We start from the raw sequence: 26,123 nt of genomic DNA, 5'->3' as shown, positions 1-26,123 counted from the left end.
CTAGCACGTCCCCTCGTTAGGCATCGACCAGGCGTGATGGTCGGTATGCAGCAGTTCCTCGGCCAGCGGCGAGAGCGGCTCGCCCAAGAACTCGCGGTAGCACGCCTGGACATCGGGGTTCTCGTGCGAGAAGCGAATGTCCGCAGCGGCATCCAGACCCCACAGCACCTGACCGCGCTCGGCTGCCAGCTCACAGCCGTCGTGGATGGGTTGACCGCCGCCACCGACGCAGCCGCCCGGGCACGCCATGACCTCAACGAAGTCATAGCTCACGCGGCCGTCGCGAATCGCGTCGAGCAGACGGGCGGCGTTGCCCAGCCCGTGCGCTACGGCGACGCGCACCTTGGTGCCATCGATATCGGCCACGGCTTCCTTCCAGCCGTCCAGGCCGCGCACGTCGGTAAAGAAGTCGGCGTCGGGATTCTTGCCCGTCACCAGGTAATATGCCGAGCGCACGGCGGCCTCCATCACGCCGCCCGTGGCGCCAAAGATCACACCCGCGCCCGTGCCAAAGCCCAGCGGCGTATCGAGCGGCTCCTCAACCAGCGTATCCACGCTCACGTGGTTCGCGCGGATCATGCGCACCATCTCGCGCACCGTCAGCGCAACGTCAACGTCGGGCGTGCCGTCCTCGCCCACCATGCTCGGCAGCGCGCACTCGGCCTTCTTGGCCGTGCACGGCATCACGGACACCACAAACAGGCGCTCGGGCTCCACGCCCAGCACCTTGGCGTAGTAGGTCTTGGCGATGGCGCCGAACATCTGCTGCGGCGACTTGGACGTGGACAGGCTATCGACAAACTCCGGATAGCGTGCCTTTACAAAGCGTACCCAGCCCGGGCAGCAGCTCGTGAACATGGGCCAGCCGCGGCTGTCGCCCTCGCCCTTGGCGGCCTTACCCAGGCGCTCGAGCAGCTCGGAGCCCTCCTCCATAATGGTGAGATCAGCCGAGAAGTCGGTGTCGAACACGTACTCAAAGCCCACGCGGCGCAGCGCGCAGGCCAGACGCTCGACGGTAGCCTCCTCGCGTGAAATGCCGAGCTCCTCGCCCCAGGCGCTACGCACGGCCGGCGCAATCTGCACCAGCACGATCTTGTCGGGATCGGCGATGGCGTCGAACACGGTCTCGGTATCGTCACGCTCGCGCAGGGCGCCCGTCGGGCAATGCGTAATGCACTGGCCGCACGCGACGCAATCGGTCTTGCCGATCGGCGCACGCCCGCGGGTGCCCACGGCGGTATGCGTAGCGCGGTTGGTCAGGTCCCAAATCCCTAAGCCCTGCACGCTCTCGCACACCTTGATGCAGCGCATGCATTTGATGCACTTGTCGTTATCGCGGATGATGGGGAAATCGAAGTCCCAGCCCTCGCGCGCCAGGTGCTGCTCGTACGGCAGATAGAAGATGCCCAGGTCGTTGGCGATGGTCTGTAGGTTGCAGTTGCCGCTGCGCACGCAGCTCGTGCACTGCGAATCGTGCTGGGACAGCAGCAGCTGCACGTTGGTGCGACGGGCCTCGCGGGCCTTGGGGCTGTTGGTGTGGACCATCATGCCGTCGAGCACGTAGTTGTTGCAGGCGGCAACCAGCTGGTCGCAGCCCTCGACCTCGACTAAGCACACGCGGCAGCCGCCGATTTCGTTTAAATCGCGCAGGTAGCACAGGGTGGGAATCTGAATGCCGGCGGACTTGGCCGCATCTAGGATCGTGGTGTGCTCGGGCACCACGACCTCGCAGTTATCGATAATGATCTTGACCATGTTGTGCGCTCCGTTTTCGCTGTTGTCGCCGACGGTGGTTTTGTTGAGCTCTACCATTCCAGGTTCCTCCCTCCGCGGAACGCGCCAAAGCCAAAGTGGTCGCAACGCAGGCAACGACTCGCCTCTTGGCGTGCCTCCTCCTCAGTAAGGCCCTGTTCGACCAGATTCCAATCGTGAATACGTTCGCCGGCCTCGCGCTCGCCCAGCTCGCAGCGGCCGCACTCGTGCTTGCCCTTAAACTGGACGGTCGGCAGCTCGACCTCGAGCTTGATCTTGTGGTCGAAGCCCAGGTAGCGGTCGATATTTGCCGAAGCCACGCGGCCGGCGTTGATGGCGCGGATAACGGTGGCGGGGCCGGTCTGGCAGTCGCCGCCGCTAAAGAGGCCGTCGAAGTTGGGCACGGCGCCATCCGAATCGGTGACCACGCAGCCCCACTTGCAGGCAATGCCTATCTCCCCAAACGGCTTGGAATCGATGTCCTGGCCAATGGCCACAAAAACGCGCTCGCAGGGAATGACGCGCTCGGGCGTGGCGGCGGCACGCGGGGCCGGACGCCCACGACGGGGCTCGCCGATAATCTGCGGCTGCACGCGCAGGCCGCTCACGCGACCGTCTTCGCCCGTCTCGATGGCGAGCGGAGCCGTCAGCTCCAGCACCTCGCAGCCCTCGGCCTGGGCACCGGCGATCTCGGCGTCCTGGGCTGTCATATCGCAGATGCGCCGGCGGTAGACGATGCTCACCTTTTCGGCACCGCAGCGCACGGCGGAGCGCGCCACGTCCATGGCCACGTTACCGCCGCCGATGACGCACACGCGCTGGCCGCTCAGGTCGGGCAGCTCGTCATCGCCGATGGCGCGCAGCATCTTGACGGCCGACTCCACGCCGGGAGCTTCTTCGCCCGGAAGGCCGAGCTTCTTATCGCTGTGGGCGCCAATGGCCAGGTAGACGGCATCGAACTCGTCGCGCAGGCGGGCAAGCTCCTCGCCGTTGACGGAGTGGTCGAGCTCCACGTCGATGCCGGCGCTCAAGATCCAGTCGATCTCGGCCTGCAGGCGCTCGCGCGGCAGACGATAGCTGGGGATGCCATAGCGCAGCATGCCGCCCAGGTGGTGGCGCTGCTCAAAGATGGTCACCTTATGACCCATCACGGCCAGGTAGTAGGCACAGGAAAGGCCGGCCGGGCCGCCGCCGATCACGGCGACGCGCTTACCGGTGTCGTCCACTACATGCGGCTTGTGGTCGTTGAGGTCGCTGTGCTCAACGGCAAAACGCTTGAGGGCGAGAATGTTCATGGGGTCGTCGACCATGCCACGGCGGCAATGCATCTCGCAGGGATGCTCGCACACCAAGCCGCAGACGAGCGGCAGTGGGTTGTTCTTGCGGATGACCTTGACGGCGTCGGCATACCGGCCGGCCTCGACCAGCGAAATGTACCCGGGAATGTCGACGTGCGCCGGGCAGCCCGAAACGCACGGGACGCGGGCCTCGCGGTCAAAGCCGCAGGAGTGCTCGCGGATGTGATGCTCAAAATCGTCGCGGAAGCCGCGAATGGCCGTGAGTGCCATGGCGCCAGCTTCGTAGCCGATGGCGCAGTCGCTCGAAAGGTAGATGGTGCGGGCCGTGCGCTCAATCAGGTTGAGCGTGGACTCATCGGCGCGCCCTTCGAGCACATCGGCGAGCAGGTCGCTCAGCGCGCTCAGGCCCACACGGCAGGGTGTGCACTTGCCGCAGCTCTGGGTGGAGCACAGGTTAACGAGCGCTGCCGTAAACTCAACGGGACACGGGGCGAGCGAACTCACCGCCAGACGGCGTCCGAGCGCATCGTGCAGATCGTCCATGACGGCCTGAGCGTGGCTGCGTTCCATTACGTGCAGTCGAGCCATAAGATCCCCTCTCACATGGCAGCCCGGAGGCGAGACCGGGCGAAGTTGCTACACGCACAACACTGACCTATAAAATTGTTTGGCAGCGACACGCTTCGGCAGGCGGTATGAAACGTCGTCCTTAGCGGTGAAAACGAACATTTCCGCAGATAAATGCCATATTTGATAAATCGCGTTACCAAATGACAATGCCCCGTCCACGCAATCACGTGGACGGGGCATTGCTCTAGGCATGCGGCCAGCGACCCTGTTGCTTTTACTTAAGCTCGGGCCAGTAACCCTTGTTGGCCTCGATCATGTCGTCGAGAACTTCCTTGGCGACTTTCATCGACGGTACGGTCTTGTTGAGCGTGAAGGCCTTGAGCGCCTTCTCGTAAGAACCCTCGATCGTAGCCTCGACCACGAGCTTCTCGGAGTTCAGCTGCTGCATCATGAGGCCCTGCTGGAACAGCGGAATGTTGTCGCGGCTGATGACCTCGGGGCCGTTCTTGCCAATGTAGGCAGGCAGCTCGACCATAGCGTCGTAGGGCATGTTGGGGATAGCGCCCTTGTTCTCGCAAATGACCAGGAAGCGCTGCTTGGTATCGTTCTTCAGAGCGATAGCCAGGTCGGCAATCCAGTCGCCGTGGCTGCCCGCATAGAACGTGCTCTCGTCGATCTCGCCCGTCTTCTCGTAGTGGTCGATGCCGTCGAAGAGGTTCTTCTCACGCGTCTCCTCAACCTCGTTAGCACGGGTGCGCTCGGGGTTGGAATGCTCGACGAACTCCTTCTGCTGCAGGTAGTAGTTCAGATACGTGTTGGGCAGGTACTCCGGGAAGCACTCCATGATCTCGTACTCGCCCTTCCAGACGTAGTACCAGCTGCCCTTGGTGTGGCGGTTCTGCTCGGGGTGCTCGTCAGTGGCCTCCTCGGGCTTCTTTGCCATGAGCGAGCCCATGCCCTTGAGGTAGGAGTCGGGCAGCAGAATCTCATGCTCCTTGATGTACTCGCGCAGCTGCGGGAGCACCTCCTCGCCCTTGTGGCGGATCGAGGTGAACCAACCAAAGTGGTTGAGGCCAAAGTAATCGTACTCGACATCCTTCTTGTCGATATCGAGTGCGGCGCAAACCACGTCGATGATCGCGATCGGCATGTCGCAGATGTTGATGATGCGAGCGTTGGGACGCAGCACGCGGCAGCCCTCGGACACGATGGCAGCAGGGTTGGAGTAGTTGAGAATCCAGTAGTCCTTCTTAGCGTACTTCTCAACGTCATCGATCAGCTCGACCATGGGGAAGATGGTGCGCATGCCGTAGGCAAGGCCGCCGCAACCGCAGGTCTCCTGGCCCACGCAGCCGTGACGCAGCGGAATCTTCTCGTCCTGCTCGCGCATGGCGTAGCCGCCCACGCGCATCTGGGCAAACACGAAGCTGGCATCCGTAAAGGCAGTCTCCTTGTCGGTGGTCACCGTGAGCTTGATGTCCAGGCCGAGGTCCTCGTGCAGAATCCAGTCCACGAGTACGCCGATCTTGCGCTGGCGCTCCTCGTTGATGTCGTACAGACGAATCTCGTCAACGTCGAGCTCGTCCTTGCGCAGAGCGATGGACTTGACGATGCCGGGGGTAAAGGTGGATCCGCCACCACACAGAGTAATGATCATTGTTTACTGCTCCTTCTCAATTGCGTTTTCGACCTTGTCGCGCATCTCGGCAACCTTCATGCCAAAGATGATCTGGATATTGTTGCCGTTGCGGTTGATGCCGCTGTTGGGCACGTGGTTGATGAGGCTCTCATCGATGAGGTCCGGGTTCTTAACGTTCACGCGGAGACGCGTAAAGCAGTTCTCGAGCTCCTCGATGTTGTCCTTGCCGCCAAGACCTGCGACCAGGTCGGCAATACCTGCATCGACGCCCTCTGCGGGAGCTGCGGCAACAGCGCCCTGCTTCACCGCGACAGACGCGGCGGCCTCGCCCTCGGCAACGGACTCGGCGAGCTCGGACTCCTCCTCGCGACCAGGCGTGTGGAGGTTGAGCTTCTTAATAAGGAAGGTGAAGAGGAAGAAGTACAGCGCGGCGTTGACGACTCCGAGCACGAGCATCATCGGCCAGTTGGTCTTATCGACACCAAGAACCAGGTTGGAAACCACGATGTTGATGATGCCGCCTGCAGTCGAAGCGGGCACGGAGAGGACCTTGAGCAGGACCAGGAAGATGCCGGAAAGAACCGAGTGAACGACAAAGAGCACGGGAGCGGCAAAGACAAAGAGGAAGTCCATGGGCTCGGTCACGCAGGAGAGCACGGCGGTGATGATCAGCGGGATGATAACGGCCTTGGTCTTATCCTTGTTCCCCTTGTAAGCGGTGAAGATAAAGGCGAGACCGATACCGATGTAGGGCCACAGGTTGTTGAAGGTGTAGCTGTTGAAGTAGGTGCTATCGGAGAAGGGCTGGCCCGTCATCGCCATCTCGGCAACACGGATGGGATAGGCGCCGGCGATAACCTGATCACCCAGCGTAAGGGTGCCGCCCACATCGGAGAACTGGAACGGGGTGTAGATGAGGTGGTGCAGGCCGGTGGGAACGAGCAGCTTGTTGAGCATGCCGTAGATAAACAGACCGATGTTGCCCGACTCCTTAATGATGCCGGCAACGGAGGAGATGGCGCCCTGAACCGGAGGCCAAACGATGCAGAAGCCAGCGCCCATGATCCAGGAGATGATGATCATGATCAGGAACGGGAAGCGAACGCCCGAGAACATCGAAAGGGCAATGGGGAACTGCTTGTTCGAGTACTTGTTGAACACGGCACCGGTGATGCAACCAAGAATGATGCCGCCAAACACGCCGGTATCGAGCACCTGAATGCCCATAACGGTGCTCTGACCGGTTCCGGTAAGACCGAGCATGCCGCTCGCTTCGGCAAGAGAGCCGGTGGCGTTGAGCACGATGTTGTTAGCCTGCAGGAACAGGAAGAACGACATCAGGGCGATCAGCGAAGCATGGCCCTTGTTCTTCTTTGCCATGGCGCCGGCGATGCCCACGCAGAACAGAATCGAGAGGTTGTTGATGATAAACATCAGCGACTGATAGACAACGGCGCCCACAAGCTGGAACGGACCGGAGCCCAGTACGGGGATCAAGGCGCAAATGGTCTTGTTGGTCAGAATAATGCCCACGATGAGCAGAATGCCGGCAACCGAGAGATACATCATCGGCTGAACGATTGACTTCGCGAACACCTCCAACGGCGCTTTGAAATTGAACTTCTTTTTTGCGGTCATAGCGGTACTCCCCTTCCTTTTCCGCAAATTAAGACAGATGTGCCCTGGACAAGGCCATAAGCCCTGCCTCATATCAATCGATGTGTGGGCACGTTATGCCTAGAGACCAGGTTCTCCAAGCAGGTTAACAATGTGGTAAGCGAGATAACTCTTCTCGGCATTGGTAACGACAACGTTATAGGTAGACGACAAGTGGGCGGCTATGGCGTCCGCGCACGAGAATGCGCACGGGTACACCGTTTCATCGATTCGGAACAGCGCGTCACCATTGATTTGCCCGGCCGCAGGATCGAGCGCTCGCTGCGCGAAAAACTGCAGGTGACGAACGAAACGTTCGTAAGGCAGCGAGGTGTCATCGAGGGTCGTGGCATAGCGCTCGGAAACAATCGCGAGCACGTCGCGAACAAGCTGGACCGAGATGATGAGACGGTCAGAGCGCTGCGGCATGGTGGCGTTGACGATATGCAGCGTAATAAAACCCTGCTCTTCTTCGCTCATCTGGATGCCCATATACTCCTTGATAATCTGCAGCGCACGGCCCGCAAGCGCGTACTCCTTGCGATAGAACTGCTGGATCTCGAGCAGCAGCGGGTTCTCGCAGGGAACGCCTTTGCGCTCGCGCTCCAAAGCAAGGCTGATATGGTCTGCGAGAGCAATGAGAATCTTGTCGTTGATATCAACATTGAGCTCTCGACGGAGCATCTGAACGATGTCCTCGGAAATCACGAGGTTGACGGTGGGGATGGACTCCAAAAGATGTGCCAAGCGGTCAATCGTACGCGAATCCTGAGAAGTTCCCTCCTGCAGCGCATAGGTCTTTTCGACCGACGCCTCGTCGATAGCGTCGCCGGCATGGCGGCCAAAGCAGAGGCCTCGGCCGATGACGATGAGCTCGGAGCCATCGTCCGAAGTGACCATTGCGACGTTATTGTTGAAAACTCGCTTGATAACCACGGTACCCACCACAAGAATTTACTCGGAAAGCCAGACGACAGGCTCTTTAACAGCAACAGGGCCGGAAGCATGCTCACGAAGAGTCGAGTTCTCCGAACGCTCGCACACGATAACGAAGACCGTGGGGTCGAAGCCAGCGGCGCGAACCGCCTCGAAATCGACCTCGACGAGGGGCTGGCCCGCGTCGACATGGTCACCCTGAGCAACAAGCGCATGGAAGCCCTTGCCCTCAAGTTTAACAGTGTCGATTCCGATATGCAGCATCACCTGAGCAGAGCTGTCGTCGGACATGATGCCCAGCGCGTGCTCAGTCGGAAACAGCGCCGCGACGGTGCCGGAAACAGGAGCGCACACCGTTCCCTCTTGGGGAACCACGGCAACGCCATCGCCCACGGCACGGCTGCTAAAAGCGGGGTCATTGGTATTTTCTAGATGAACAAGCTCGCCGGAAACGGGAGCGAGGATTTCGAACTCGGAAGCTGCAGTCTTCTGCTCATCCGAACCGCCCATCAGGCGAGAAAAGAAACCCATGGTGGCATGTCCCTTCATAAATATAGCCCAACCAAAATCAAGCGAATGCATCCATAGAGACACACCCGTTCAAAGACTTTGGTTAGGCCCACGTCCGAGGGACTCGGTAACCTTCCGCATTTCTTTTTACGGGACCTATTGTAGACAAGCCCAAAGCCAGAATAGTCATTATGACCGGTGAGCGGTATTTTTTCTTCGATAAACGGTATTTAGGCAGCACTTGGGGACGTTCCTTTTCTGCCGGCACTCGGGGACACTCCTCACTCTGGTGCATTGGGGACAGGTTTGCTTGCACCAGGTTGGTGCAGATTAACCTGGCCCCATTGCACCAATTTCGTATGCGCTAGACAAAGAGCTCGCATTCCTTCCGCACGACGCAAACCTTGCTCAGCATCTGGGAAACAGCGGATAGCTTGTTGGGATCAAGCTTACGAGCGCCTCGCGGGCATACGGCAATGCAGCGCATGCAGGAGATGCACGCCTCGCCAGCTGCTCGTTTGGGGTCACCCTTGTCGATAGCACAAACGGGGCACGCCGCGGCGCATGCACCGCAGGAGACGCAATCCTCTGTTGCCTCAGGTGCCATGCGGTGACCTCTGGCTTGTTTGTAAGGACGATTGCCGGGAATAGAGGGCTCGGATGTATCCTCAGCCAACAGCTTTTGCTGAATTTGCTGCGCAAACTCTGCGAGCTGCGCCGCATCCTGCGCATCCGGTCGCCCAGCAGCAAACTGTCGCGCAATGGAATGTTCTGCAATGGCTGCAACTGCCGCGATTACCCGGAATCCCGCATGCTTCGCAACGTCCTCCAGCTCTACGAGCGTGTCCTCAAACGCGCGGTTTCCGTAGACGCACACCAGAACGGCCCGCGCTCCGTTGCCGTGAACCATGTTCAGTCGGTCGACCACCACGGCAGGGACTCTGCCGGCATACGCTGGCACGGAGATAACAGCCACGTCGTCCTTCGTCATCGAGACCTCGTGGAAATCCAACCCGCTATCGGTCAGATCGACGGTAACGGTATTCTTGTCCAGCGCTCCAGCCACAAGGCAAGACACCTTCTCCGTTCCACCCGTCGGACTAAACACAATTTCAAATACGCTCATCTAGACACCCTCCCCCTACGCTCAGCAACGCGTCAAGCCGTTTTCACATCCAGCCAGAGTATACGGCACGTGGGGTCCCCATTTTGGCGCACCAAGCACCCCAATGCACCAACCCTACGCTGCCTGCCTCTTCGTTTTGTATAAATTACGGTACAGATTGTATATATTTACGGGATGCTGCCGTGTTCTCCCAAGGTACCCCATCCTGGCCCGTGCAAAAAACGGAGTATTCTGCAACGTGACCGCGCCAGCACCGCCGCGGGTGGGCAAAACTGTAGGGCGCCGTATCATTTTAAGTCCCGACATGGCGAGAATAACGCGTCCCTGCTCCGGAAAACGGCGAAATCTGGCTCAAAACGCTCTCTAGGGATATCCGAAGACCACCGTTGGCGACGTCGAATCATATGCAGACAACTCGAACTACAGAATACTCCAAAAAATGCACGGCGCACCCCATGGGACCCATTGCCGCATGGCAGGAAACAGGCCCACGGCATCCTCTAGATGCATTCCCGAGGAAATCACATTTGAACTAGCGATCGGATACGGCAAACAAAAAGGGCCCCGAGCACAGTCTGCTCGGGGCCCAAACTCATCTCGCCTTACCGCGCGACGCGTGTGTTACTTGCGCTTGCCGCCGCCGTCACCGGGGCGACGGGAGCTGCCGCCGCGCTTGCCACCACGGCTGTTGCCATAGCTGCCACGGTTATCGCGACCGCCGGCACGGCCGCCACGGGAGCCGGTCTGGTTGCCGCCACGCCCGCCACGATAGCCGCCACGACGCTCCTCGCGGGTATCGTCGTAGTTGCGCCAGTCATCGCGACGATCGCGGCTGGCACGCGGGTCACGACGATCGCGCGACTCGTTAGAACGACCAGCGCCGCCGCGGCCGCCATTGCCGCGAGCACCCTCGCGACGCTCGCCGCCGCGGCTACCGCGCTCTTCAAAGCGCTTGCCGCCACGGGACTCGCCGCCGCGGGTGCTACGCTCACCACGGCCCTCGCCGCCGCGGCGCTCGTCACGGCCACCGCGCTTGCCACCGCGCGAACCGCGGCCCTCGTCCTCGCGCTCGACACGACGACGGCCACCGCGATCCCCATCCTCGCGACGGCGGCGATGCGCCTCGCCCTGGAACTGCTTGGCACGACGCTCGGCACGGTTACCGCGCGGGGCCTGCTCGACGGCAGCGGCACCGCCGCGCTCCTCGGCAGCTACCTCGCGGGCCACGCTCTCAACAGCCTCGTCTACGCGAGCCTGAACGCCCTCGCGCACGCGGGTCTTGCCGCCGCGCTTGGGACGGCTCGGACGCTCGCCGTCGCCGCGGCGCTCGTCGCGACCGCGGTTGGAACGACCGGCAACATCGCCGTAATCGTCGCCGTTGCGCTTGCCGTCGCGACGCGCCTGCTCAAGCTTCTTCTTGCTCTTGGACTTGCCGCGCTTGGTCTTCTTCTTCGCCTTAAAGGCCGCAGGGTCGCGCTCGGGATCAACCGCGGGCGGGTTGGGACCCACGTGCAGGTCGCCGGCCTCGTAGATGTCGGCGGTCTTGTCCATGAGCTTCTCGATCTCGTAGAACTCGTCCACGTCCTGCTCGGTCACAAACGTGATGGCCCAGCCCAGCTCGCCGGCGCGGCCTGTACGGCCAATGCGGTGGATATAGTCGGTCGGCTCGGCCGGCACGTCAAAGTTCACGACGTAGCGCACGTCGCTAATGTCGATGCCGCGGGCAAGCACGTCGGTCGCCACCAGCACGTCGACGGTGCCATCGCGGAAGGCAGAAAGCGCGCGCTCGCGCTGGGCCTGGCTGCGGTTGCCGTGGATTGCGGCGGCCTTGATGCCCTTGCGCTCCAGACGACGGCAGCAACTGTCGGCGCGGTGCTTGGTGCGCATAAAGACGATAGTGCGCTCCGGACCCTCCTTCTTGAGGAACTCGGGCAGCAGGTTGTTCTTGGCCTCTATGGACACCGGGAACACAAACTGGTCGACGGTGTCGGCGGTCGACGTGGCGGGCGCGATCTCCACGCGAGCCGGGTCGCTCACCAGGTCGGTGATCTCGCCCACGGCCTCCTCGTCGAGTGTCGCCGAGAACAGCAGCGTCTGGCGCTCGGCCGGCGTCTCGCGCACAATGCGGCGGACGGCGGGCAAAAAGCCCATGTCGAGCATGCGGTCGGCCTCGTCGAGTACCAGCACTTTGACCTCGCCCAGGTGGCAGGCACCCTGCTCGATCAGATCGACCAGACGGCCCGGCGTTGCGACCAGGATGTCGCAGCCGTACTTAAGTGCCGCGGTCTGCGGCTTGTAGCTCACGCCGCCCACGACGGTCACGGCAACATGACCGGTGACGTCGGCGATTTTGCTTGCGACCTCGTCGATCTGCTGGGCAAGCTCGCGCGTAGGGGTGATGACGAGCATCACAGGGCCGCGGCCGTTGCCCTCGGGCTTTTTAGCACCGCGACGACGGTTGCGGCCGCTGCGCTCGCGCACGGGTTTGGGAGGAGCGATGTGCTCCAGGTTGTTCATGGTCGGCAGCAAAAAGGCAGCCGTCTTGCCGGTGCCGGTCTGAGCGGCGGCAAGCAGGTCTCGGCCTTCGAGCACCACAGGGATCGAGCCGGCCTGAACGGGCGTCGGCGCCGTGTAGCCCAGGTTCTCGATAGCACGAAGTATCTCGTCCGAAAGTCCCAGCTCGTCAAAGGCGGGCAGGTTCTCGGTAGCGGACTCGACGGCCTGGGCAGCATTGGCCTCATCGGCGGCATCGAAGGCAGCCTGGGTCATGGCCTCACGGGTCTCGTCCAGGATCTCGGCGTCGGTGACGTCGGATACAGAATTACGCATATGTTGTTGTTCCTTATCTGCACGCGCAATGGGCACGGCATGCGGCCGCGCGGGCGTGCTTGGTAGTGCGCTAATACATACAAAAACGGGTGCGCACAGAGAGGACGTTGCTCAGCACGCTGGCGATCGCTTTGGCAGCCCTATCACGCGCCGTCCAGACGCAGCAGCTCTAAGCGATGGAGCAGATTCGCCGCTGGTTAGTATACCCGTGCATCGCATGCCCCCACGTAAACCACAGATGACGAGGCGGACGAGGCGGGCCCGGCTGATTGTCTCAATCTGTAACAGTTACGGGGCAAATCTTCCTCTACGTGTTACAGATCGAGACAAACGGTCGACACGGTTCACAAACGTCTCAATCTGTAACGGCTGCGAAGCAAAACCGGCCCCAAATGTTACAGAACAAGACAGAGGGGGATTTCCGTCCAGTCCAAACCAAATCTCTCAGTCTTCCTGCAATTTCGAACATGTGGCCTATAATGTTGCTTTGGTTACGCTATATATTGCGCAGCCATTTAATACGTCGCCCACCGGGGGCCATTAATTCCTATCGCCATATTGGCTAGGAAGCAATCAAAGGAGGTATCCGTGGCAGCAGAGACGCCTTGCTCGGTCCTCTATAACGATATTCGCTCGTTCGGCGGTCTTAAACATCTCGAGATTGCCCGAATGCTCATCAATGGAAACTCTTATCTCGGCAGTACCCTGCTCGAGAAATGCTCTTCCAACCGCTCGTATCTCACCCGTTACATCGTCCATCGCGAGCCTGACCAGTGCGCGCCCGCCATCTACAGCGACTTTGCCATCACCACGCTCAATCTTTCCGCGGCAATCTGCAGCAAGCTCGGCAGCGGCGAGTCCGCCTATCAGGCAATCGCCGAGCACTATCGCGGCCCGGCCGCCAACGAAATGATGTCGGCTCTCGCCAGCTACAAGTTGGACAGCTGCCTATATGCAAATGCCCTCAATCGCATCGACAACTTTGACGGCAATGCCGTGCGCGAGAAGAGTACGCTTTACCTTATGCTCTTTGTGGCAACGGGGGCGCTCGCTGACCCCATCCAAGGCGTGGCCACCGTCGAGCGCTTTTGCGACAGCAAGACAGGCGGGCACTTTGGCACCACCGAAACTACCGTCGGACGTGGCTTTATGAGCAGCCTGGAGCAGCCGCGCACTGTCGCCCCCAACCTCGGTCTGCTCAGAACCCATGCCGACAACTGCGCCGACATGCAAATCCATCCCCTCACACGCGATCCGCGCGGCACGGTAATTGGGTCCTTGCCCAAAACCTCGCCCAGCATCACCGATGTAGGCACCGATGCATCGCGCGAGCATCTCCGCATTTGGCTCGAAGGTGGACGCTGGTACGCCCAGGGCCTTGGATCGACCAACGGCACAGTGCTCGAATCGGGCGCGGGCGACGGCGATATTGTGATTGAGCCGCCGCGCGACCAACGCGAACCCGGCAAGATCTATCCCCCGGTGGAAATCGAAAACAGCGACAGGCTCCATCTGGGTCTCTACACGACATTCCTTGTCATTGTGGACTAGCGCGGGCGGTGATCGAAAGACGGTCACCGCCCGTCTTTTGTCTTCTACCTTCTGCGTCGTAAACGACAATACCCAGCGGTATACGTGGGCAGTGCGGCTATCATAGTACTTTACCGATATCCGCACTGCCCACGTATACGCGCGGCAACCCATGCCAGACAAAGGAACGCCATGGATACTACCGATAGCGCCTATGGCGACAAACTCATCCGTCTCGATACGTTCGATACCGCCGTGGCAGTCGACCCCAGTGCCGAGGACGACGCCAAACGCCGGTTTATGACGCTTATTCTTCAGACGGCATACCGCGACAGCGGCAATATCGGACATGTGCTTCGCGCGACCAACACAAGCGGCGAGGTTTTTGCCGTCAAGCTACTCAAGGACAACGCCATCCTTTCCGGCCAAGCCCCCGACCGCTCCGCCGAGCAATCGGCCGCGCACCTGGCCAACACCGCCGCACTGTTCGAGGAGTACCGTCATCTGTGTACCGTCTCGCACCTGCGCGGATTTCCGCGCGTCTATGGCTACGGATCGTGCGAGGACGACCCGCTTATCCTCATGGAGTGGGTCGAGGGCACCTCGCTCAAACAGGCGCTGCCCTTGCTTCCGCACGACGCCTCGGGCGGGCTGACCACCCAGATGGTCACCGCCGTCGGAAACGCTGTGCTTCGCGCGCTCTTGATGACCCAAGGCCTTGTGAATCCGGTCGTCCATCGCGACCTGTCGCCTGCCAATATCATGTTCCGCACCACCAGCCGAACGCTCGAGCAGCAGATTGCCGATTGCTCCTTTGACCCCTGTCTCATCGACATGGGCTCCGCGACCATGGCCCTCGGCGACGACACGATCACCCGGCGCGCCGACATCTGGCGCTTTGCCACGCCCGCATACGCCGCGCCCGAAATGCTCACGCAGGATATCGAAGGCATCGCGGCCCTTCGCCGCTCGCCCGCGATCGACGTCTATGCGCTTTCGAGCATTCTGTACCAGCTCTACAGCGGTCGCAAACCGTTCGATGTCGAGTCGACGGGTGCCGCGGCGACCGGCTCGTTCTACCTCATAAAGACCAAGACCAAACCGGCGCCGCTCGAGCCGCGCTGCGAGGGCGACAAAGCGCTTGTCCAGATCATCATGAAAGGCATCTCGGTCGAACAGGGCGATCGCCCTACCGAGCAGCAGATGCTCGAGGTGCTCTCGACATACCTCCCCGCTGCAGAATCTGAGGACCACGAGGGTGCAGGAGACGAGGCCGCAATTGATATCGATTCTGGCACGCACCTTAAGGTCGACGTCGCCGGCGAGCGCGCGCGAGAGATTTTGGAGCAGGCCCGGCACGACGCCATGACACGCCGTCGCTTTGTCATCGGCGGCGTCGTTGCAGCCGTTGCGGGGCTCGGCGTTATCGGGGCGGCAACCCATGGCTTTGGCATCCCCGACTACCTGGACGGCATCCGCGGTTCGCTTGACGACTACACCTGGGCTCAGCTGCAGGAGATTTCGCTCAAGATTAAGGCCGCCGAGACCCGTAGCGAGGCACACGAGATTGCCAAGCGCTACCACCTGCTCGACGTTGATGGGCATATCCCCTATCCGTGCACCAAGCGTGTGAAGCTCGCCAACGGGCTGGAGGTCGGCGCTCAGCTTGTGGGCATCCGCCACGATGAGCTTCTGGACGGGACGGGCAAGGCCGGGCTGACGTTTATGTTCGACGCGGGTATTGCCGAGCGCCGGCTGGGCAGATTGCGAGCTGCGGGAATGGCTCGACGGCGACGGCCTTAAGCTGCTGCCCAACGAGTTGCGCGCGCTCATTAAAGGGGTCAAGAAGGTCTCGAACAATGTGGGCGCCGCCAACAGTGCATCGTGTCTGAGCGAGTTGCCCGCAACCCTTTGGCTGCCCGCCATGGTCGAGCTGTGCGGTACGCAACCGCCCGATTCGTTTGCCGAGGGCTATCACTACCTGGCAGACATCTACAACGGCGAGGGCAAGGAGTATCAGCTCTTCCGCGAGCTCAAGGTGAGCCCGTATTCCACGAACGAGACGATGGTCCGCCAGTGGAAGGGCAAGGACACCTGCTGGTGGGAGCGCACGGTGAGCCCTGACACATCGGAGAGTGGAGGCACACTCTATTTGAATCGTGTGGGACACGACGGCGACGTCTTTACGTACGCAACGCCTGCGGACAAGCCAAATAAGCGAACCTGTGTGATCCCCGGGTTCTGTATCTAGGCGGCGGGCGTCTTGCCGTGACGGGACCCCTCCCCGGCAATTGTCTTGATCTGTAGCACTAGCTCGGCAGATACAGGTCTAGATGTTACAGAACGAGACAAACCCCAGCCCCGCGAGACAACATCTCAATCTGTAACAGTAAGGGGTCAAAAACCTCTCTAGATGTTACAGATTGAGACATTTGAGTTGACCGCGGGCAGTCTGTCTCAATCTGTAACAGTTAGAGGTCATTTTCCCTGCTAGACGTTACAGATTGAGACATTGAGTTTCCTGCCAACTGTTTGTCTTGATCTGTAACAAATACTCGGTAAAACGGGGTCTAGTTGTTACAGATCGAGACGTTAGTTTTCGGCTGAAATGTTTGTCTAAATCTGTAACAGTTACGGCTCAAAAACCGGTCCAGACGTTACAGATTGAGATGTTTGGCAGAGACGGCCACCGATTGAGCAGCCGCCCTCATCTGTAATGAAAAGTCATATATTCAAACTATTACTGAACACCCCCAGGGGGTATGGGTGTATAGTATCGGCAGGTTAACAATTCCAACACCAAACTACAGAAAGGAGAAGCCATGGCTCAAGATAAATTCGATGTGGGTGGCATGACATGCGCCGCCTGTCAGGCGCACGTGGACCGCGCCGTGAGCAAACTCGACGGCGTCCAAAGCGTCGCGGTCAACCTGCTCGCCGGCTCCATGCTGGTGGACTATGACCCCGCGCAGGTCTCCCCCGACGACATCTGCACCGCTGTCGATCGCGCGGGTTACTCGGCCTCGCCCGTCGACGCGGGCACCGGTGCCGCCGGCTCAAGTGGCAACGCGCAAGTCAGGTCTGGCGCCGCCCATATGGAGTCGCCCACCAAAAAGTTGGAGGCCGCTGCCTCCGCCATGCGCACTCGACTCATCGTCTCGATTGTCTTTCTCATCCCGCTGTTCTACATAGGCATGGGGCACATGCTCGGTTGGCCGTTACCCGGCATTTTCACGGACCACATCCACAGCATGACGCTCGCCCTCACCGAGCTCGTCCTGCTTATCCCCATCGTCTATGTCAACGACGCGTACTTTATCAACGGGTTTAAATCGCTCGCGCACGGCGCGCCCACCATGGACGCCCTCATCGCCGTGGGCGCCACCGCTTCCATCGCTTGGTCACTCTACGCTATGTTCATCATGGCCGACCAGCTAGCCGCGGGTCAGATCCACGAGGCCATGATGACGGGCATGAGCAACCTGTACTTTGAGAGTGCCGGCACGATCCTGTCGCTGGTCACCGTGGGCAAATACCTCGAGACGCGCAGCAAGTCCAAAACCGGCGGCGCTATCGAGGCGCTCATCGACTTGGCACCCAAGACCGCGACCGTCGTTGCCGATGACGGCACCGAAACCACCGTCGACGTCGACGCCATCCTTCCCGGCCAGGTCCTGCGCGTGCGCCCCGGCGAGTCCATCCCCGTCGATGGCGTGGTGCTCGAAGGCAGCTCGGCCGTGGACGAGAGCGCGCTCACCGGCGAGTCTATCCCCGTGGAAAAGACCGCCGGCGACACCGTCAACGCCGCCACCGTCAACCGCACCGGTTCGTTTACCTTCCGCGCCACGCGGGTGGGTGCCGAGACATCGCTCGCCAAGATTATCCAGCTCGTCGAGGACGCCAACGCCACCAAGGCGCCCATCGCCCGCATGGCCGATAAGGTCGCCGGCGTATTCGTGCCCGTGGTGTTCGTGATTTCGGCCGTGACCTTTGCGGTATGGATGGCGCTGACCGGCAGTATCAACGAGGCGCTCACCTCCGCCGTGGCCGTGCTGGTGATCAGCTGTCCGTGCGCACTGGGTCTGGCCACGCCCGTCGCCATTATGGTGGGCACCGGCAAGGGCGCCGAGATGGGCATTCTGTTTAAGAGCGCCGAGGCGCTGGAGAACCTGCGCAGCGTGGGCACCGTGGTGCTCGATAAGACGGGCACGGTCACCCGCGGCAAGCCTGCCGTGACCGATATCGTGGTAACCACGCGCGCTGACGGCTCGCCCGCCATGAGTGAAAAGGCGTTACTGAAGCTCGCTGCCGCGCTGGAGCGCTCGAGCGAACACCCGCTGGCCGAGGCAATTATGGCCGAGTGCGAGGCGCGCGGAATTGTCGCGCGCATGGTCGAGGACTTTGCCGCCGTGCCCGGTCGTGGCGTTACGGCGCGCGAGGGGCAAAACGCCATTGCAGCCGGCAACGTACGCTTGATGGACGAGTTGGGCGTTACCGTGCCCGCGGACCTTGCCGAGCAATTTGCCGCCGAGGGCAAGACGCCGCTGTTCTTTGCCAAGAACGGCGAGCTTGCCGGCACCATTGCCGTGGCTGACGAGGTCAAGGAGACGAGCGCCGGGGCCATTGCCGCGCTCCGCAAGCTCGGCGTCGATGTGTGCATGCTCACCGGCGACAACCGCGTGACGGCCGAAGCTATTGCCCGCCGCGTGGGGCTGAGCAGCGAGCAGGTCATCGCCGACGTCCTTCCCGCCGACAAGGAGCGTCACGTGCGCGAGCTGCAGGATGCGGGCAGCAAGGTCGCCATGGTGGGCGACGGCATCAACGACTCCCCCGCCCTGGCGCGCGCCGACGTGGGCCTTGCTATCGGCACCGGCGCCGACATCGCCAAGGAGGGCGCCGACGTAGTACTCATGCGCAGCGACCTCATGGACGTCGCCCGCGCCATCGAGCTTTCGCGCGCCACGATCCGCAACATCAAGCAGGACCTGTTCTGGGCGCTGTTCTACAACGGCATCGGCATTCCGCTCGCCGCGGGCGTGTTCTTCCCGCTCACGGGATGGCAACTCTCGCCGATGTTTGGCGCCGCGGCGATGAGCCTGTCGAGCGTGTGCGTCGTAAGCAACGCGCTGCGCCTAAAATCCTTTAAGCCTAAAGTGGCAAAATAGGCTCACCATTAAGTCCATTTAGAACGGGTTTTCCAGGTGCCCGAGATTGACCTGAAAGAGGAGCGACGCGTACTTTGGTACGCGAGCGACGGCTTGAAGGTCAAGGTCGGGTGCTTGGGAAAGCCGACACAACAGAGAGGAATACCAATGCGTTACACGATTAAGACTTCGGGCCTTATGTGCGGCCACTGCGATGCTACCGTCGAGACGGCACTGCTCAACGTTGCCGGCGTGACCGACGCCGACGCCGATCACGAGACCCAGACCGTCCAGGTGGAGTGCGCCGACACCGTGACCGCCGAGCAGCTCGCCACCGCCGTCGAGGGCGCCGGCGAGAAGTTCCACGCCCTGTCCGTAACCGCCGCGTAACGACCCACGCGCACCCCGACCAGAAACGAGGACCCGCCATGATGGCAGACCATAAATCGGTGACTCGCATGCTTAAGACGGCACGCGGGCAGATCGACGGCATCCTGCGGATGGTCGAGGAGGACCGCTATTGCGTCGATATTTCCACGCAGCTTATGGCCACACAGGCGCTCCTCGCGCGCATTAACGCCGACGTGCTCAAGGCCCACATTGAGGGCTGCGTCGCCTCGGCCATCGAATCGGGCGACGAGGAGCTCAAAGCCGCCAAGCTCGCCGAGATAGAGCGCGTCGTCGACAAGCTCGCCAAGTAATTGGGGCATTGGGGACGGACTGCTTTGCACCTTCTTGGTGCATCGGGGACAGGTATGTTTGCACCACCTTGGTGCAGATGACCTGTCCACCTTGCTCTAAATCGGGTATAAAGGCGTGCAGCATATCGAACGAAAGGCAATTTGCATGAATGACTTTATGAAGGGCCGCAATGGCGCCGATGAGCTCACCATCGTTATGGGCTTTTCCGGCATCGTCATCGCGATGATCGGATCGATAGCCCGCATCCAGTGGCTCAGCTGGATTGCCATCGCCGTCATCGTGATTGGCGTGCTGCGCGGCCTGTCCAAAAACATCGACGCGCGTCGTAAGGAGAACACGCCCTTTGTCGCCGCGACCGCGAACGTCCCCGGCTTGGGCAAGTTCGTCGCCAGCTTGGGCGGCGGCACCGCAGCGGCAAATGCCTCGCGTGCGGCCGGCACCAGCAAGGAAGATTTTGAGCGCGCCAAGCGCACGGCCAAGAAGATATGGAAGGGTCGCAAGACCACGGCATACCTCAAGTGCCCCAACTGCGGCCAGATGCTCTCCGTCCCCAAGGGCAAAGGCAAGATCCGCGTCACCTGCCCCAAGTGCCACGCCAAGATGGAAACCCGCTCCTAGCGCCCGCACGCGGGACAAATTAATCAGGTTTGTTTGTCCCAAATCTTAAGTATTTGTTCGATAAAAAAGCCGAGGCCTCGTGTTGAGACCTCGGCTTTTTGTATGCGGCAACGGAGCTGCACCTTTGTCACACCTACGCCACGCCGTCGCGGGCCAGCTCCTCGGCAAGCGCTTCTGCAGGCATGGCCATAATCGTGTCGAGCTCGGCGTCCACCTCGGGAATACGTTTCACCTTGAGCTTGCGTACCAGATCACCGCGACACATCACATGCGTCGGCTCACGCAGAGCGCACAGGTCATCGAGCGGATTCTTGCGCGTCACCAGGATATCGGCGGCCTTGCCGCACTCGATCGTACCGGTCTCGCCGCCCAGCCCCAGGAGCTCGGCATTGACCTGCGTAGCCGTATGCAGCGCGAAGGCGTTGCTCACGCCGACATACTTGGCAAAATAGGCCACCTCACGCCACATGTCGTACTGCGTCACGAACGGGCAGCTCGAATCTGTGCCAAGGCCCACCTTAACGCCAGCTTCCAGCGCCGCACGAGCACTCTCGATAATGCCCGAGCACACGATGTCGCCGTTCTTCTTTTGCGTGTCAGTCGAATGGGTCTTCTCCGGATCGAGCAACACAAACGGCAGCGCCGGGCTGATCGTGCAGGTAACGCTGGGCGCACGATCCTCAAGCTGCGTGCCCGCGGCGCCACGGTACAGCTCCAGGATCTCGGGCGTCATCGGGGCACCGTGCTCGATCGTGTCGACCCCGGCCTCAAGCGCGGCCTTCACGCCCTCGGTGCTCTCGACATGAGCCATAACCGGCAGGCCCACCTCGTGCGCCGCCTTGCACGCCGCCGCGGCAACCTCCACCGGCATACGCAGCACGCCCGGCTCGCCCACCTCGGTCGCATCGAACACACCGCCCGTCACGAACAGCTTAATGACGTCGGCGCCGCGCGCATACAGGTCTCGCACCTGCTCGGCTGCCTCGACGGGGCTGTTGGCCACCTGGGCGAACAAGCCCGCGCCATGGCCGCCCGGCACCGTGACGCCCGTTCCCGGCGCTACCAGGCGCGGGCCCTGATACTTGCCGGCGTCGATAGCGTCGCGCACGGCAATGTCGGCAAACAACGGGTCGCCCGCGCCGCGCACCGTGGTCACGCCGCTTGCCAGCTGCTGCTGGGCACTGCCCTTGAGGATGCGGCGGACGATGGCACGGCCCACGGGATTATCGAGTTTCTTCATCAGCGCTCCCGCATCGCCGGCCGAGACAGGCTTGCCCGAGCCGCACAGGTGCACGTGCATATTGATGAGACCGGGCATGAGATACGCACCACCCAGGTCGATAACCTCGGCGCCCGCGGGCGCCTGCGCCACAGCACTCGGCCCCATCCAGGTGATGATGCCGCGCTCAACAGTCACGGCCATATCGGGCTGCGGCTCCATATGCTCCGAACCATCCAGAATGGTCGCATTGATAAACAACGTGGAACGATCGGCAGATGCCATATCGAGCTCCTCCCTCACGATTAACTTGAACATTTGTCCATTATCACCCAGCGCGACAGGGTTGCTGCGGACATATCGGCTAACGGGAAGAAGAGAAGGGCGTGAGGATGAACAGACCAGCGCAGCGATGTTTCGGTCGTTCCAGCAAAACGTCTTGATCTGTAACAAGTGGACCGTCTTTAACCTTCCAAATGTTACAGATCGAGATTTTCGGTCGTGCGTCCAACCTTTGTCTCAATCTGTAACAGTTAGGTCAAGTTTTGGCCTGTAGATGTTACAGATTGAGATATTCTCCAGCCCCATCGTCAAACGTCTAAATCTGTAACAAGTAGACAGGTTTTCGGCCTCTAGATGTTACAGATTGAGATCTTTTTGCGGTGGCCAACCTTCTGTCTTGATCTGTAACAGTTACGAGGCCAAACGACCCCTTGTTGTTACAGGTTGAGACAAACTCGGCAGGAACAACCACATCCGCGTCAGCTGCGCCCCTCAGCGTCCATACCACTGGCGTCTCCATTCCTCAGCCAAATCGGCCCGTCGCGGAATACCCGCCAGCCTCATTTTCTCGACTAGCTTCCCCGGGCCTTTGAGTTCGTTAAACGTAAACCGAAGCACCTTATGCCCGAGCATTGTCAGATGAGATTCCCGCTGACGCTCTGCCACGAATGGGTCAACCGACTCCCGACCCTCGCCGCTCTGCAAGGTGTACTTCCCCTTTCCGTCGAGCTCGCCGATGACACACGTCCCGTCCTCGAGCCGCCAAAAATAGTCGACGCGAAACACCTGGCTCGGATCGAGCGGGTCGCGAAACTCCACCTGCAGCTCCGGAACCGGAAAGCCGTACGCAATAAAGAATGCTCGGAACCGAGACTCGCCGCCGTTTTCAGACAGCCCGTCCGCATACGACGCAATCACCTGTGCCCTGCGATACCCTCGCCTGCCCTCGCAATCGGCGCGGAGGCGCTCGCACAAATCCCCACGTGATACGCCTTTCGCCCGCAGTGCAGAATCGGCAATCGCCAACCCATAGGAGAACGGCGCACGCAGTAGGCAATCCTCCACCGTGCGCCAAAACGACGTCACCCGCACGCCATCAACATGCTCGAGTGCGCCCGCCATCTGCGGACGCAACAACCTGCACCCGCCGCTCAACGTCACCGAACAACCCGTCTTAACAAGAAAACGCGACCCAAGCAGATCATTCGGCACCTCCAGACCCCACAAAAGCGCCGCGTCATAGCCCCAAAACGCCCAATCGGGATGAAACTCTGCAAGCCCTTTGATGGTACGCAGCGTTCGCTCCGCCGGCGTCAGCACACCCCAATCATGTTGAAAGCAGAACAAATACGGCTCGGGTTCCGCGATATCGTCGGTTCCAACATGACGCCGCAGCCACATGAGCTCGGCATTGTCATGCGTTGCGAGCAGCGCACCTTGCTCGGTCGCCTCCGTGAGTCGCGCGAGCATCCTATTCCGCGCCAACGTGTTGCGAGTCGTATGCTTGTGCTTGAAAACGGTATTAGACACTTCCATCACCACCACATCGGACAAATGGACCATCGTCACCGTTGCCTCCACCGACAAATGTCTTGATCTGTAACAGTAAACCGTTCTCCAGACCCCTAAACGTTACAGATTGAGACAAACCAGCGGCGCCCAAGCATTCGTCTCGTTCTGTAACAGGTAGACCGGTTTTTTGTCCCCAAACGTTACAGATCGAGACAAAAAGGCAAAAGGCAGGGCAGGCGACAACTACCCATCCCCTACTCCCACTCCTGCTCGTAGATATTGAGCGACTTTACGTACCGCCCCTGGGCACCCATGATGTCGCGGACCAGACGCAAGAAGAAGCTGATGCACGAGGTGTCAAAGCCATCCTGCAGGTCCTCGGGATGCACCGCGCCCGGTCCATCGACCGCCGTGTCACTCAGGCGCGCGATGTCATACAGATAGAGCTGTCCCGCCGCCAGCCAGACATCGTCGACGCAGGCGAGGCGCACCGCAATCGCGCCGTCGCTCCAATGCTCCTTTTGCACGATATGCGGGTTGTAGACATCAAAGCGATGATCGGTGCGCGTGTCCTTCAGCACGACCATGCCGGACGCAGGATCCTTGTCCAAAATGCCAAAGCGCGAGAAATACTGCGTGTCGCGTACCTGCTCGAGCCGCTTGAGCGAGGCAGGCGAAAGCGATGCCGGCGGCTCGTCAACATATAGCTCGAGCGGCGTTTTGCCATGGCGATAGGGGCGCTCGAAGAGCAGCCAATCGGTAAATGCCATGTTGTAGGCCATGATTTCGTTTTGCGAAGGCTCGGTGCAATAGCTGAGCCACGGGTCGACAATGACCTCGAACTGTTCGCGCGCCGGCTCCAGGAATTGAAACTTCCGCAGCATCCAAAAATGGGCCATGTCGGCAATATCGTTGCCGACGGCTTCGGCTAGCTGCGCTCGGTCTAAAGCGTGGTCAGTCATGGCATCCTCCTCAAACTGATGGACCTCAATTTGAGCTTACGAGGAGGGTGGGCAGCCACGGTCAGCGCGGGCAAAATAGGCCTCCGGCTGCAAACCAAATGCTGACCAAACACTTGACGAAAAGCTTGACCGAAAATGCACACCGCAACAAAACCGCAGGTAAACATAGACGGCCAACCCGCCTTTTTGAGCCAGATGCCCGCAGCCGCCACAGAAACAACAGGTGACCACAGCCCAAGAAGTCGACAAATGAACACCCGCACATCGACAAACGAGCAAATTGCTCGCAAAGAGTGTCCCCAACGACTAGACAAAAAAGGCTAGTCATTGGGGACGTTCTTAAATGACTACTTTACAGCTCCAGTGCCTCGGCGACTTCGGCTGCGCAGGCCAGGGCATCGGCCATGGCACTCACCACGAGCGAGCTGCCGTTGCGAGCGTCGCCGGCCACATACACCGGCGCGGCATCGGCGGCGACACCCTCCGCGCGGGCCGCAAGGTGCGAGCCCTCGGAAGCCATCACGGGTAGCGGACGGCCCGCCGTGGCAACGGGCACGCCGACAGCTTCGAACACGCTGTGCTCCGGACCCGTAAAGCCACAGGCGATAAGCACCAGCTGCGCCGGCACCTCGTGCTCGGAGCCCGCGATGCGCTCCGGCTTGCCGGCCGACCAGTCCAGATCGACCACGCGCAGACCCGCAGCCGCACCCTTCTTGTCCAGCAGCACCTCGAGTGTATCCACGGCCCAGGCACGCATCTCGCCACCCATCGCAGCGATAGCCTCCTGCTGGCCGTAATCGGTCTTCTTAACGTTGGGCCACTGCGGCCAGGGGTTGCCTGCCGCGCGCTTATCGGGCGCAGCCGGCAAGAACTCAAACTGGCGCACGCTGCGCGCGCCCTGACGCACCGCGGTACCCACGCAGTCGTTGCCGGTATCGCCACCGCCAATGACCACGACGTCCAGGCCGCGTGCGTCAATAGCAGGCTCACCGCCATCGAGCACCGAGACGGTCGAAGCCGTCAGGTAGTCCACGGCATACACCACGCCCGGGGCATCAATGTTCGCAGCCGAAAGCCCACGCGGAGCACGGGCGCCGGCAGCCACCACGGCGGCGTCAAAGTCGTCGAGCCTGGCGGTAACCTTGGGATCGCTCACGTCGGCGCCCAGCTCGAACACAATACCCAGCTCGCGCATGAGCGCCACACGACGCTCGACCACAGACTTCTCGAGCTTCATGTTGGGAATGCCGTACATGAGTAGGCCGCCGGGGCGGTCGTCGCGCTCAAACACCGTCACGCGGGCGCCGCGACGCGCAAGCTCCCATGCTGCCACCAGACCAGCAGGACCGGAACCCACCACGGCAACTGTGGGTGCGCCCTCCCCCGCCGGCTCAAAGCGGCGCGGACCGCCATTTGCCCACTCATGGTCGCTGATCGCGCGCTCGTTATCGTGAATCGTCGTGGGCTGACCGTCGACCGAACCCAGGTTGCACGCGGCCCCGCACAGCGCCGGGCACACGCGACTCGTGAACTCGGGCATGGGTGAGGTGAGCGACAGACGCTCGGCCGCCTCATCCCAGCGGCCGCGGTGCACCAGCTCGTTCCACTCGGGAATCAGGTTATGCAGCGGGCAGCCACTCGGACGTGCCTTGCCAAAGCTCGCGCCCATCTGGCAAAACGCCACGCCGCACATCATGCAGCGGCTCGCCTGGGCGCGACGCGCATCGTCGTCGAGCTCCACGTACAGCGGATCGAAATCACGGCTGCGCTCCTCCACGGGGCGAAGCTCGTGGGTCACGCGATCGATATCAAGAAAAGCACCGGGCTTACCCATGGCA

Annotated in this window: 19 protein-coding genes; 7 read left to right on the top strand and 12 right to left on the bottom strand. The window is 61.0% G+C overall.

Annotated elements, in window-relative coordinates; genetic code table 11:
* The 8 genes from ACESSC_RS01100 to ACESSC_RS01065 form a co-directional block, all read right to left on the bottom strand.
* The gene (locus ACESSC_RS01100; protein WP_443985203.1) at nucleotides 1-1,812 is read right to left on the bottom strand and encodes an NADH-dependent [FeFe] hydrogenase, group A6; all 1,812 of its coding nucleotides are present in this window, start codon (nucleotides 1,810-1,812) and stop codon (nucleotides 1-3) included.
* Nucleotides 1,806-3,638, bottom strand: coding sequence for an NAD(P)-binding protein (locus ACESSC_RS01095; RefSeq protein WP_118328150.1), 1,833 nt, complete (start codon nucleotides 3,636-3,638; stop codon nucleotides 1,806-1,808). Before ACESSC_RS01095 ends, ACESSC_RS01100 begins: the two co-directional genes overlap by 7 nt.
* A 256-nt stretch (nucleotides 3,639-3,894) precedes the next feature.
* Nucleotides 3,895-5,277 carry a 6-phospho-alpha-glucosidase gene (locus ACESSC_RS01090; RefSeq protein ID WP_055310193.1) on the bottom strand — a complete coding sequence of 461 codons (1,383 nt, stop codon included), beginning with the start codon at nucleotides 5,275-5,277 and terminating at the stop codon, nucleotides 3,895-3,897.
* A gap of 3 nt (nucleotides 5,278-5,280) precedes the next feature.
* Nucleotides 5,281-6,897: a PTS transporter subunit EIIC gene (locus ACESSC_RS01085; RefSeq protein ID WP_349108013.1), complete on the bottom strand. Its 1,617-nt coding sequence runs from the start codon at nucleotides 6,895-6,897 to the stop codon at nucleotides 5,281-5,283.
* A gap of 99 nt (nucleotides 6,898-6,996) precedes the next feature.
* Nucleotides 6,997-7,851 carry a PRD domain-containing protein gene (locus tag ACESSC_RS01080; RefSeq protein WP_373160899.1) on the bottom strand — a complete coding sequence of 285 codons (855 nt, stop codon included), beginning with the start codon at nucleotides 7,849-7,851 and terminating at the stop codon, nucleotides 6,997-6,999.
* Between the two features lie 18 nt (nucleotides 7,852-7,869).
* Entirely contained in the window at nucleotides 7,870-8,382 is a 513-nt protein-coding gene (locus ACESSC_RS01075) for a PTS sugar transporter subunit IIA (RefSeq protein ID WP_158559620.1), read from the bottom strand.
* Nucleotides 8,383-8,725: 343 nt separating this feature from the next.
* Entirely contained in the window at nucleotides 8,726-9,487 is a 762-nt protein-coding gene (locus tag ACESSC_RS01070; protein ID WP_117564226.1) for a ferredoxin family protein, read from the bottom strand.
* Nucleotides 9,488-10,108: 621 nt separating this feature from the next.
* Nucleotides 10,109-12,316 (bottom strand): DEAD/DEAH box helicase, encoded by a 2,208-nt coding sequence (locus ACESSC_RS01065; RefSeq protein WP_373160898.1) that lies wholly within the window; start codon nucleotides 12,314-12,316, stop codon nucleotides 10,109-10,111.
* Between the two features lie 588 nt (nucleotides 12,317-12,904).
* Between ACESSC_RS01065 and ACESSC_RS01060 the strand changes: the two genes are divergently transcribed.
* From ACESSC_RS01060 to ACESSC_RS01030, 7 genes are all read left to right on the top strand, one after another.
* Nucleotides 12,905-13,867, top strand: coding sequence for an FHA domain-containing protein (locus ACESSC_RS01060; RefSeq protein WP_118449914.1), 963 nt, complete (start codon nucleotides 12,905-12,907; stop codon nucleotides 13,865-13,867).
* Nucleotides 13,868-14,038: 171 nt separating this feature from the next.
* A complete protein-coding gene (locus ACESSC_RS01055) occupies nucleotides 14,039-15,649 on the top strand; it encodes a serine/threonine protein kinase (RefSeq protein ID WP_373160897.1) in 1,611 nt (536 codons plus the stop codon).
* Nucleotides 15,588-16,097, top strand: a complete 510-nt coding sequence (locus ACESSC_RS01050) for a DUF6273 domain-containing protein (protein WP_373160896.1) — start codon at nucleotides 15,588-15,590, stop codon at nucleotides 16,095-16,097. The genes ACESSC_RS01055 and ACESSC_RS01050 overlap by 62 nt, the downstream gene beginning before the upstream one ends.
* Nucleotides 16,098-16,668: 571 nt before the next feature.
* A complete protein-coding gene (locus ACESSC_RS01045) occupies nucleotides 16,669-19,011 on the top strand; it encodes a heavy metal translocating P-type ATPase (RefSeq protein ID WP_373160895.1) in 2,343 nt (780 codons plus the stop codon).
* Nucleotides 19,012-19,158: 147 nt separating this feature from the next.
* On the top strand, nucleotides 19,159-19,380 hold the full coding sequence (locus tag ACESSC_RS01040) for a heavy-metal-associated domain-containing protein (protein ID WP_373160894.1): 222 nt from the start codon (nucleotides 19,159-19,161) through the stop codon (nucleotides 19,378-19,380).
* A gap of 38 nt (nucleotides 19,381-19,418) precedes the next feature.
* On the top strand, nucleotides 19,419-19,691 hold the full coding sequence (locus tag ACESSC_RS01035; protein WP_117583949.1) for a metal-sensing transcriptional repressor: 273 nt from the start codon (nucleotides 19,419-19,421) through the stop codon (nucleotides 19,689-19,691).
* A 145-nt stretch (nucleotides 19,692-19,836) separates the two neighbouring features.
* Nucleotides 19,837-20,310 carry a hypothetical protein gene (locus ACESSC_RS01030; protein ID WP_373160892.1) on the top strand — a complete coding sequence of 158 codons (474 nt, stop codon included), beginning with the start codon at nucleotides 19,837-19,839 and terminating at the stop codon, nucleotides 20,308-20,310.
* Nucleotides 20,311-20,443: 133 nt separating this feature from the next.
* Here ACESSC_RS01030 and ACESSC_RS01025 read toward each other — a convergent pair whose 3' ends face one another.
* The 4 genes from ACESSC_RS01025 to ACESSC_RS01010 all read right to left on the bottom strand — a co-directional run bounded on the left by ACESSC_RS01025 (nucleotide 20,444) and on the right by ACESSC_RS01010 (nucleotide 26,119).
* On the bottom strand, nucleotides 20,444-21,814 hold the full coding sequence (locus ACESSC_RS01025) for an amidohydrolase family protein (RefSeq protein ID WP_373160890.1): 1,371 nt from the start codon (nucleotides 21,812-21,814) through the stop codon (nucleotides 20,444-20,446).
* 489 nt (nucleotides 21,815-22,303) lie between these two features.
* Nucleotides 22,304-23,380, bottom strand: a complete 1,077-nt coding sequence (locus ACESSC_RS01020) for a hypothetical protein (protein ID WP_373160888.1) — start codon at nucleotides 23,378-23,380, stop codon at nucleotides 22,304-22,306.
* Nucleotides 23,381-23,577: 197 nt separating this feature from the next.
* On the bottom strand, nucleotides 23,578-24,285 hold the full coding sequence (locus ACESSC_RS01015; protein ID WP_373160886.1) for a hypothetical protein: 708 nt from the start codon (nucleotides 24,283-24,285) through the stop codon (nucleotides 23,578-23,580).
* 352 nt (nucleotides 24,286-24,637) lie between these two features.
* Nucleotides 24,638-26,119, bottom strand: a complete 1,482-nt coding sequence (locus ACESSC_RS01010) for a glutamate synthase subunit beta (RefSeq protein ID WP_373160884.1) — start codon at nucleotides 26,117-26,119, stop codon at nucleotides 24,638-24,640.
* Between the last annotated feature and the right edge of the window lie 4 nt (nucleotides 26,120-26,123).

The sequence above is a fragment of the Collinsella aerofaciens genome, from assembly GCF_964243765.1.
GTDB classification, from domain to species: Bacteria; Actinomycetota; Coriobacteriia; order Coriobacteriales; family Coriobacteriaceae; genus Collinsella; species Collinsella aerofaciens_BU.
The sequence above is the reverse complement of the archived record's forward strand: the minus strand, read 5'-3'. Positions and strand labels throughout refer to the sequence as shown.

Bases quoted from the DNA above. Each gene is read 5' to 3' on its own strand.
- ACESSC_RS01035 (WP_117583949.1), top strand. From the start codon at position 19,419: ATGATGGCAGACCATAAATCGGTGACTCGCATGCTTAAGACGGCACGC.
- ACESSC_RS01010 (WP_373160884.1), bottom strand. From the start codon at position 26,119: ATGGGTAAGCCCGGTGCTTTTCTTGATATCGATCGCGTGACCCACGAG.
- ACESSC_RS01015 (WP_373160886.1), bottom strand. From the start codon at position 24,285: ATGACTGACCACGCTTTAGACCGAGCGCAGCTAGCCGAAGCCGTCGGC.
- ACESSC_RS01075 (WP_158559620.1), bottom strand. From the start codon at position 8,382: ATGGGTTTCTTTTCTCGCCTGATGGGCGGTTCGGATGAGCAGAAGACT.
- ACESSC_RS01065 (WP_373160898.1), bottom strand. From the start codon at position 12,316: ATGCGTAATTCTGTATCCGACGTCACCGACGCCGAGATCCTGGACGAG.
- ACESSC_RS01095 (WP_118328150.1), bottom strand. From the start codon at position 3,638: ATGGCTCGACTGCACGTAATGGAACGCAGCCACGCTCAGGCCGTCATG.
- ACESSC_RS01045 (WP_373160895.1), top strand. From the start codon at position 16,669: ATGGCTCAAGATAAATTCGATGTGGGTGGCATGACATGCGCCGCCTGT.
- ACESSC_RS01085 (WP_349108013.1), bottom strand. From the start codon at position 6,897: ATGACCGCAAAAAAGAAGTTCAATTTCAAAGCGCCGTTGGAGGTGTTC.
- ACESSC_RS01030 (WP_373160892.1), top strand. From the start codon at position 19,837: ATGAATGACTTTATGAAGGGCCGCAATGGCGCCGATGAGCTCACCATC.
- ACESSC_RS01040 (WP_373160894.1), top strand. From the start codon at position 19,159: ATGCGTTACACGATTAAGACTTCGGGCCTTATGTGCGGCCACTGCGAT.
- ACESSC_RS01100 (WP_443985203.1), bottom strand. From the start codon at position 1,812: ATGGTAGAGCTCAACAAAACCACCGTCGGCGACAACAGCGAAAACGGA.
- ACESSC_RS01070 (WP_117564226.1), bottom strand. From the start codon at position 9,487: ATGAGCGTATTTGAAATTGTGTTTAGTCCGACGGGTGGAACGGAGAAG.
- ACESSC_RS01025 (WP_373160890.1), bottom strand. From the start codon at position 21,814: ATGGCATCTGCCGATCGTTCCACGTTGTTTATCAATGCGACCATTCTG.
- ACESSC_RS01090 (WP_055310193.1), bottom strand. From the start codon at position 5,277: ATGATCATTACTCTGTGTGGTGGCGGATCCACCTTTACCCCCGGCATC.
- ACESSC_RS01055 (WP_373160897.1), top strand. From the start codon at position 14,039: ATGGATACTACCGATAGCGCCTATGGCGACAAACTCATCCGTCTCGAT.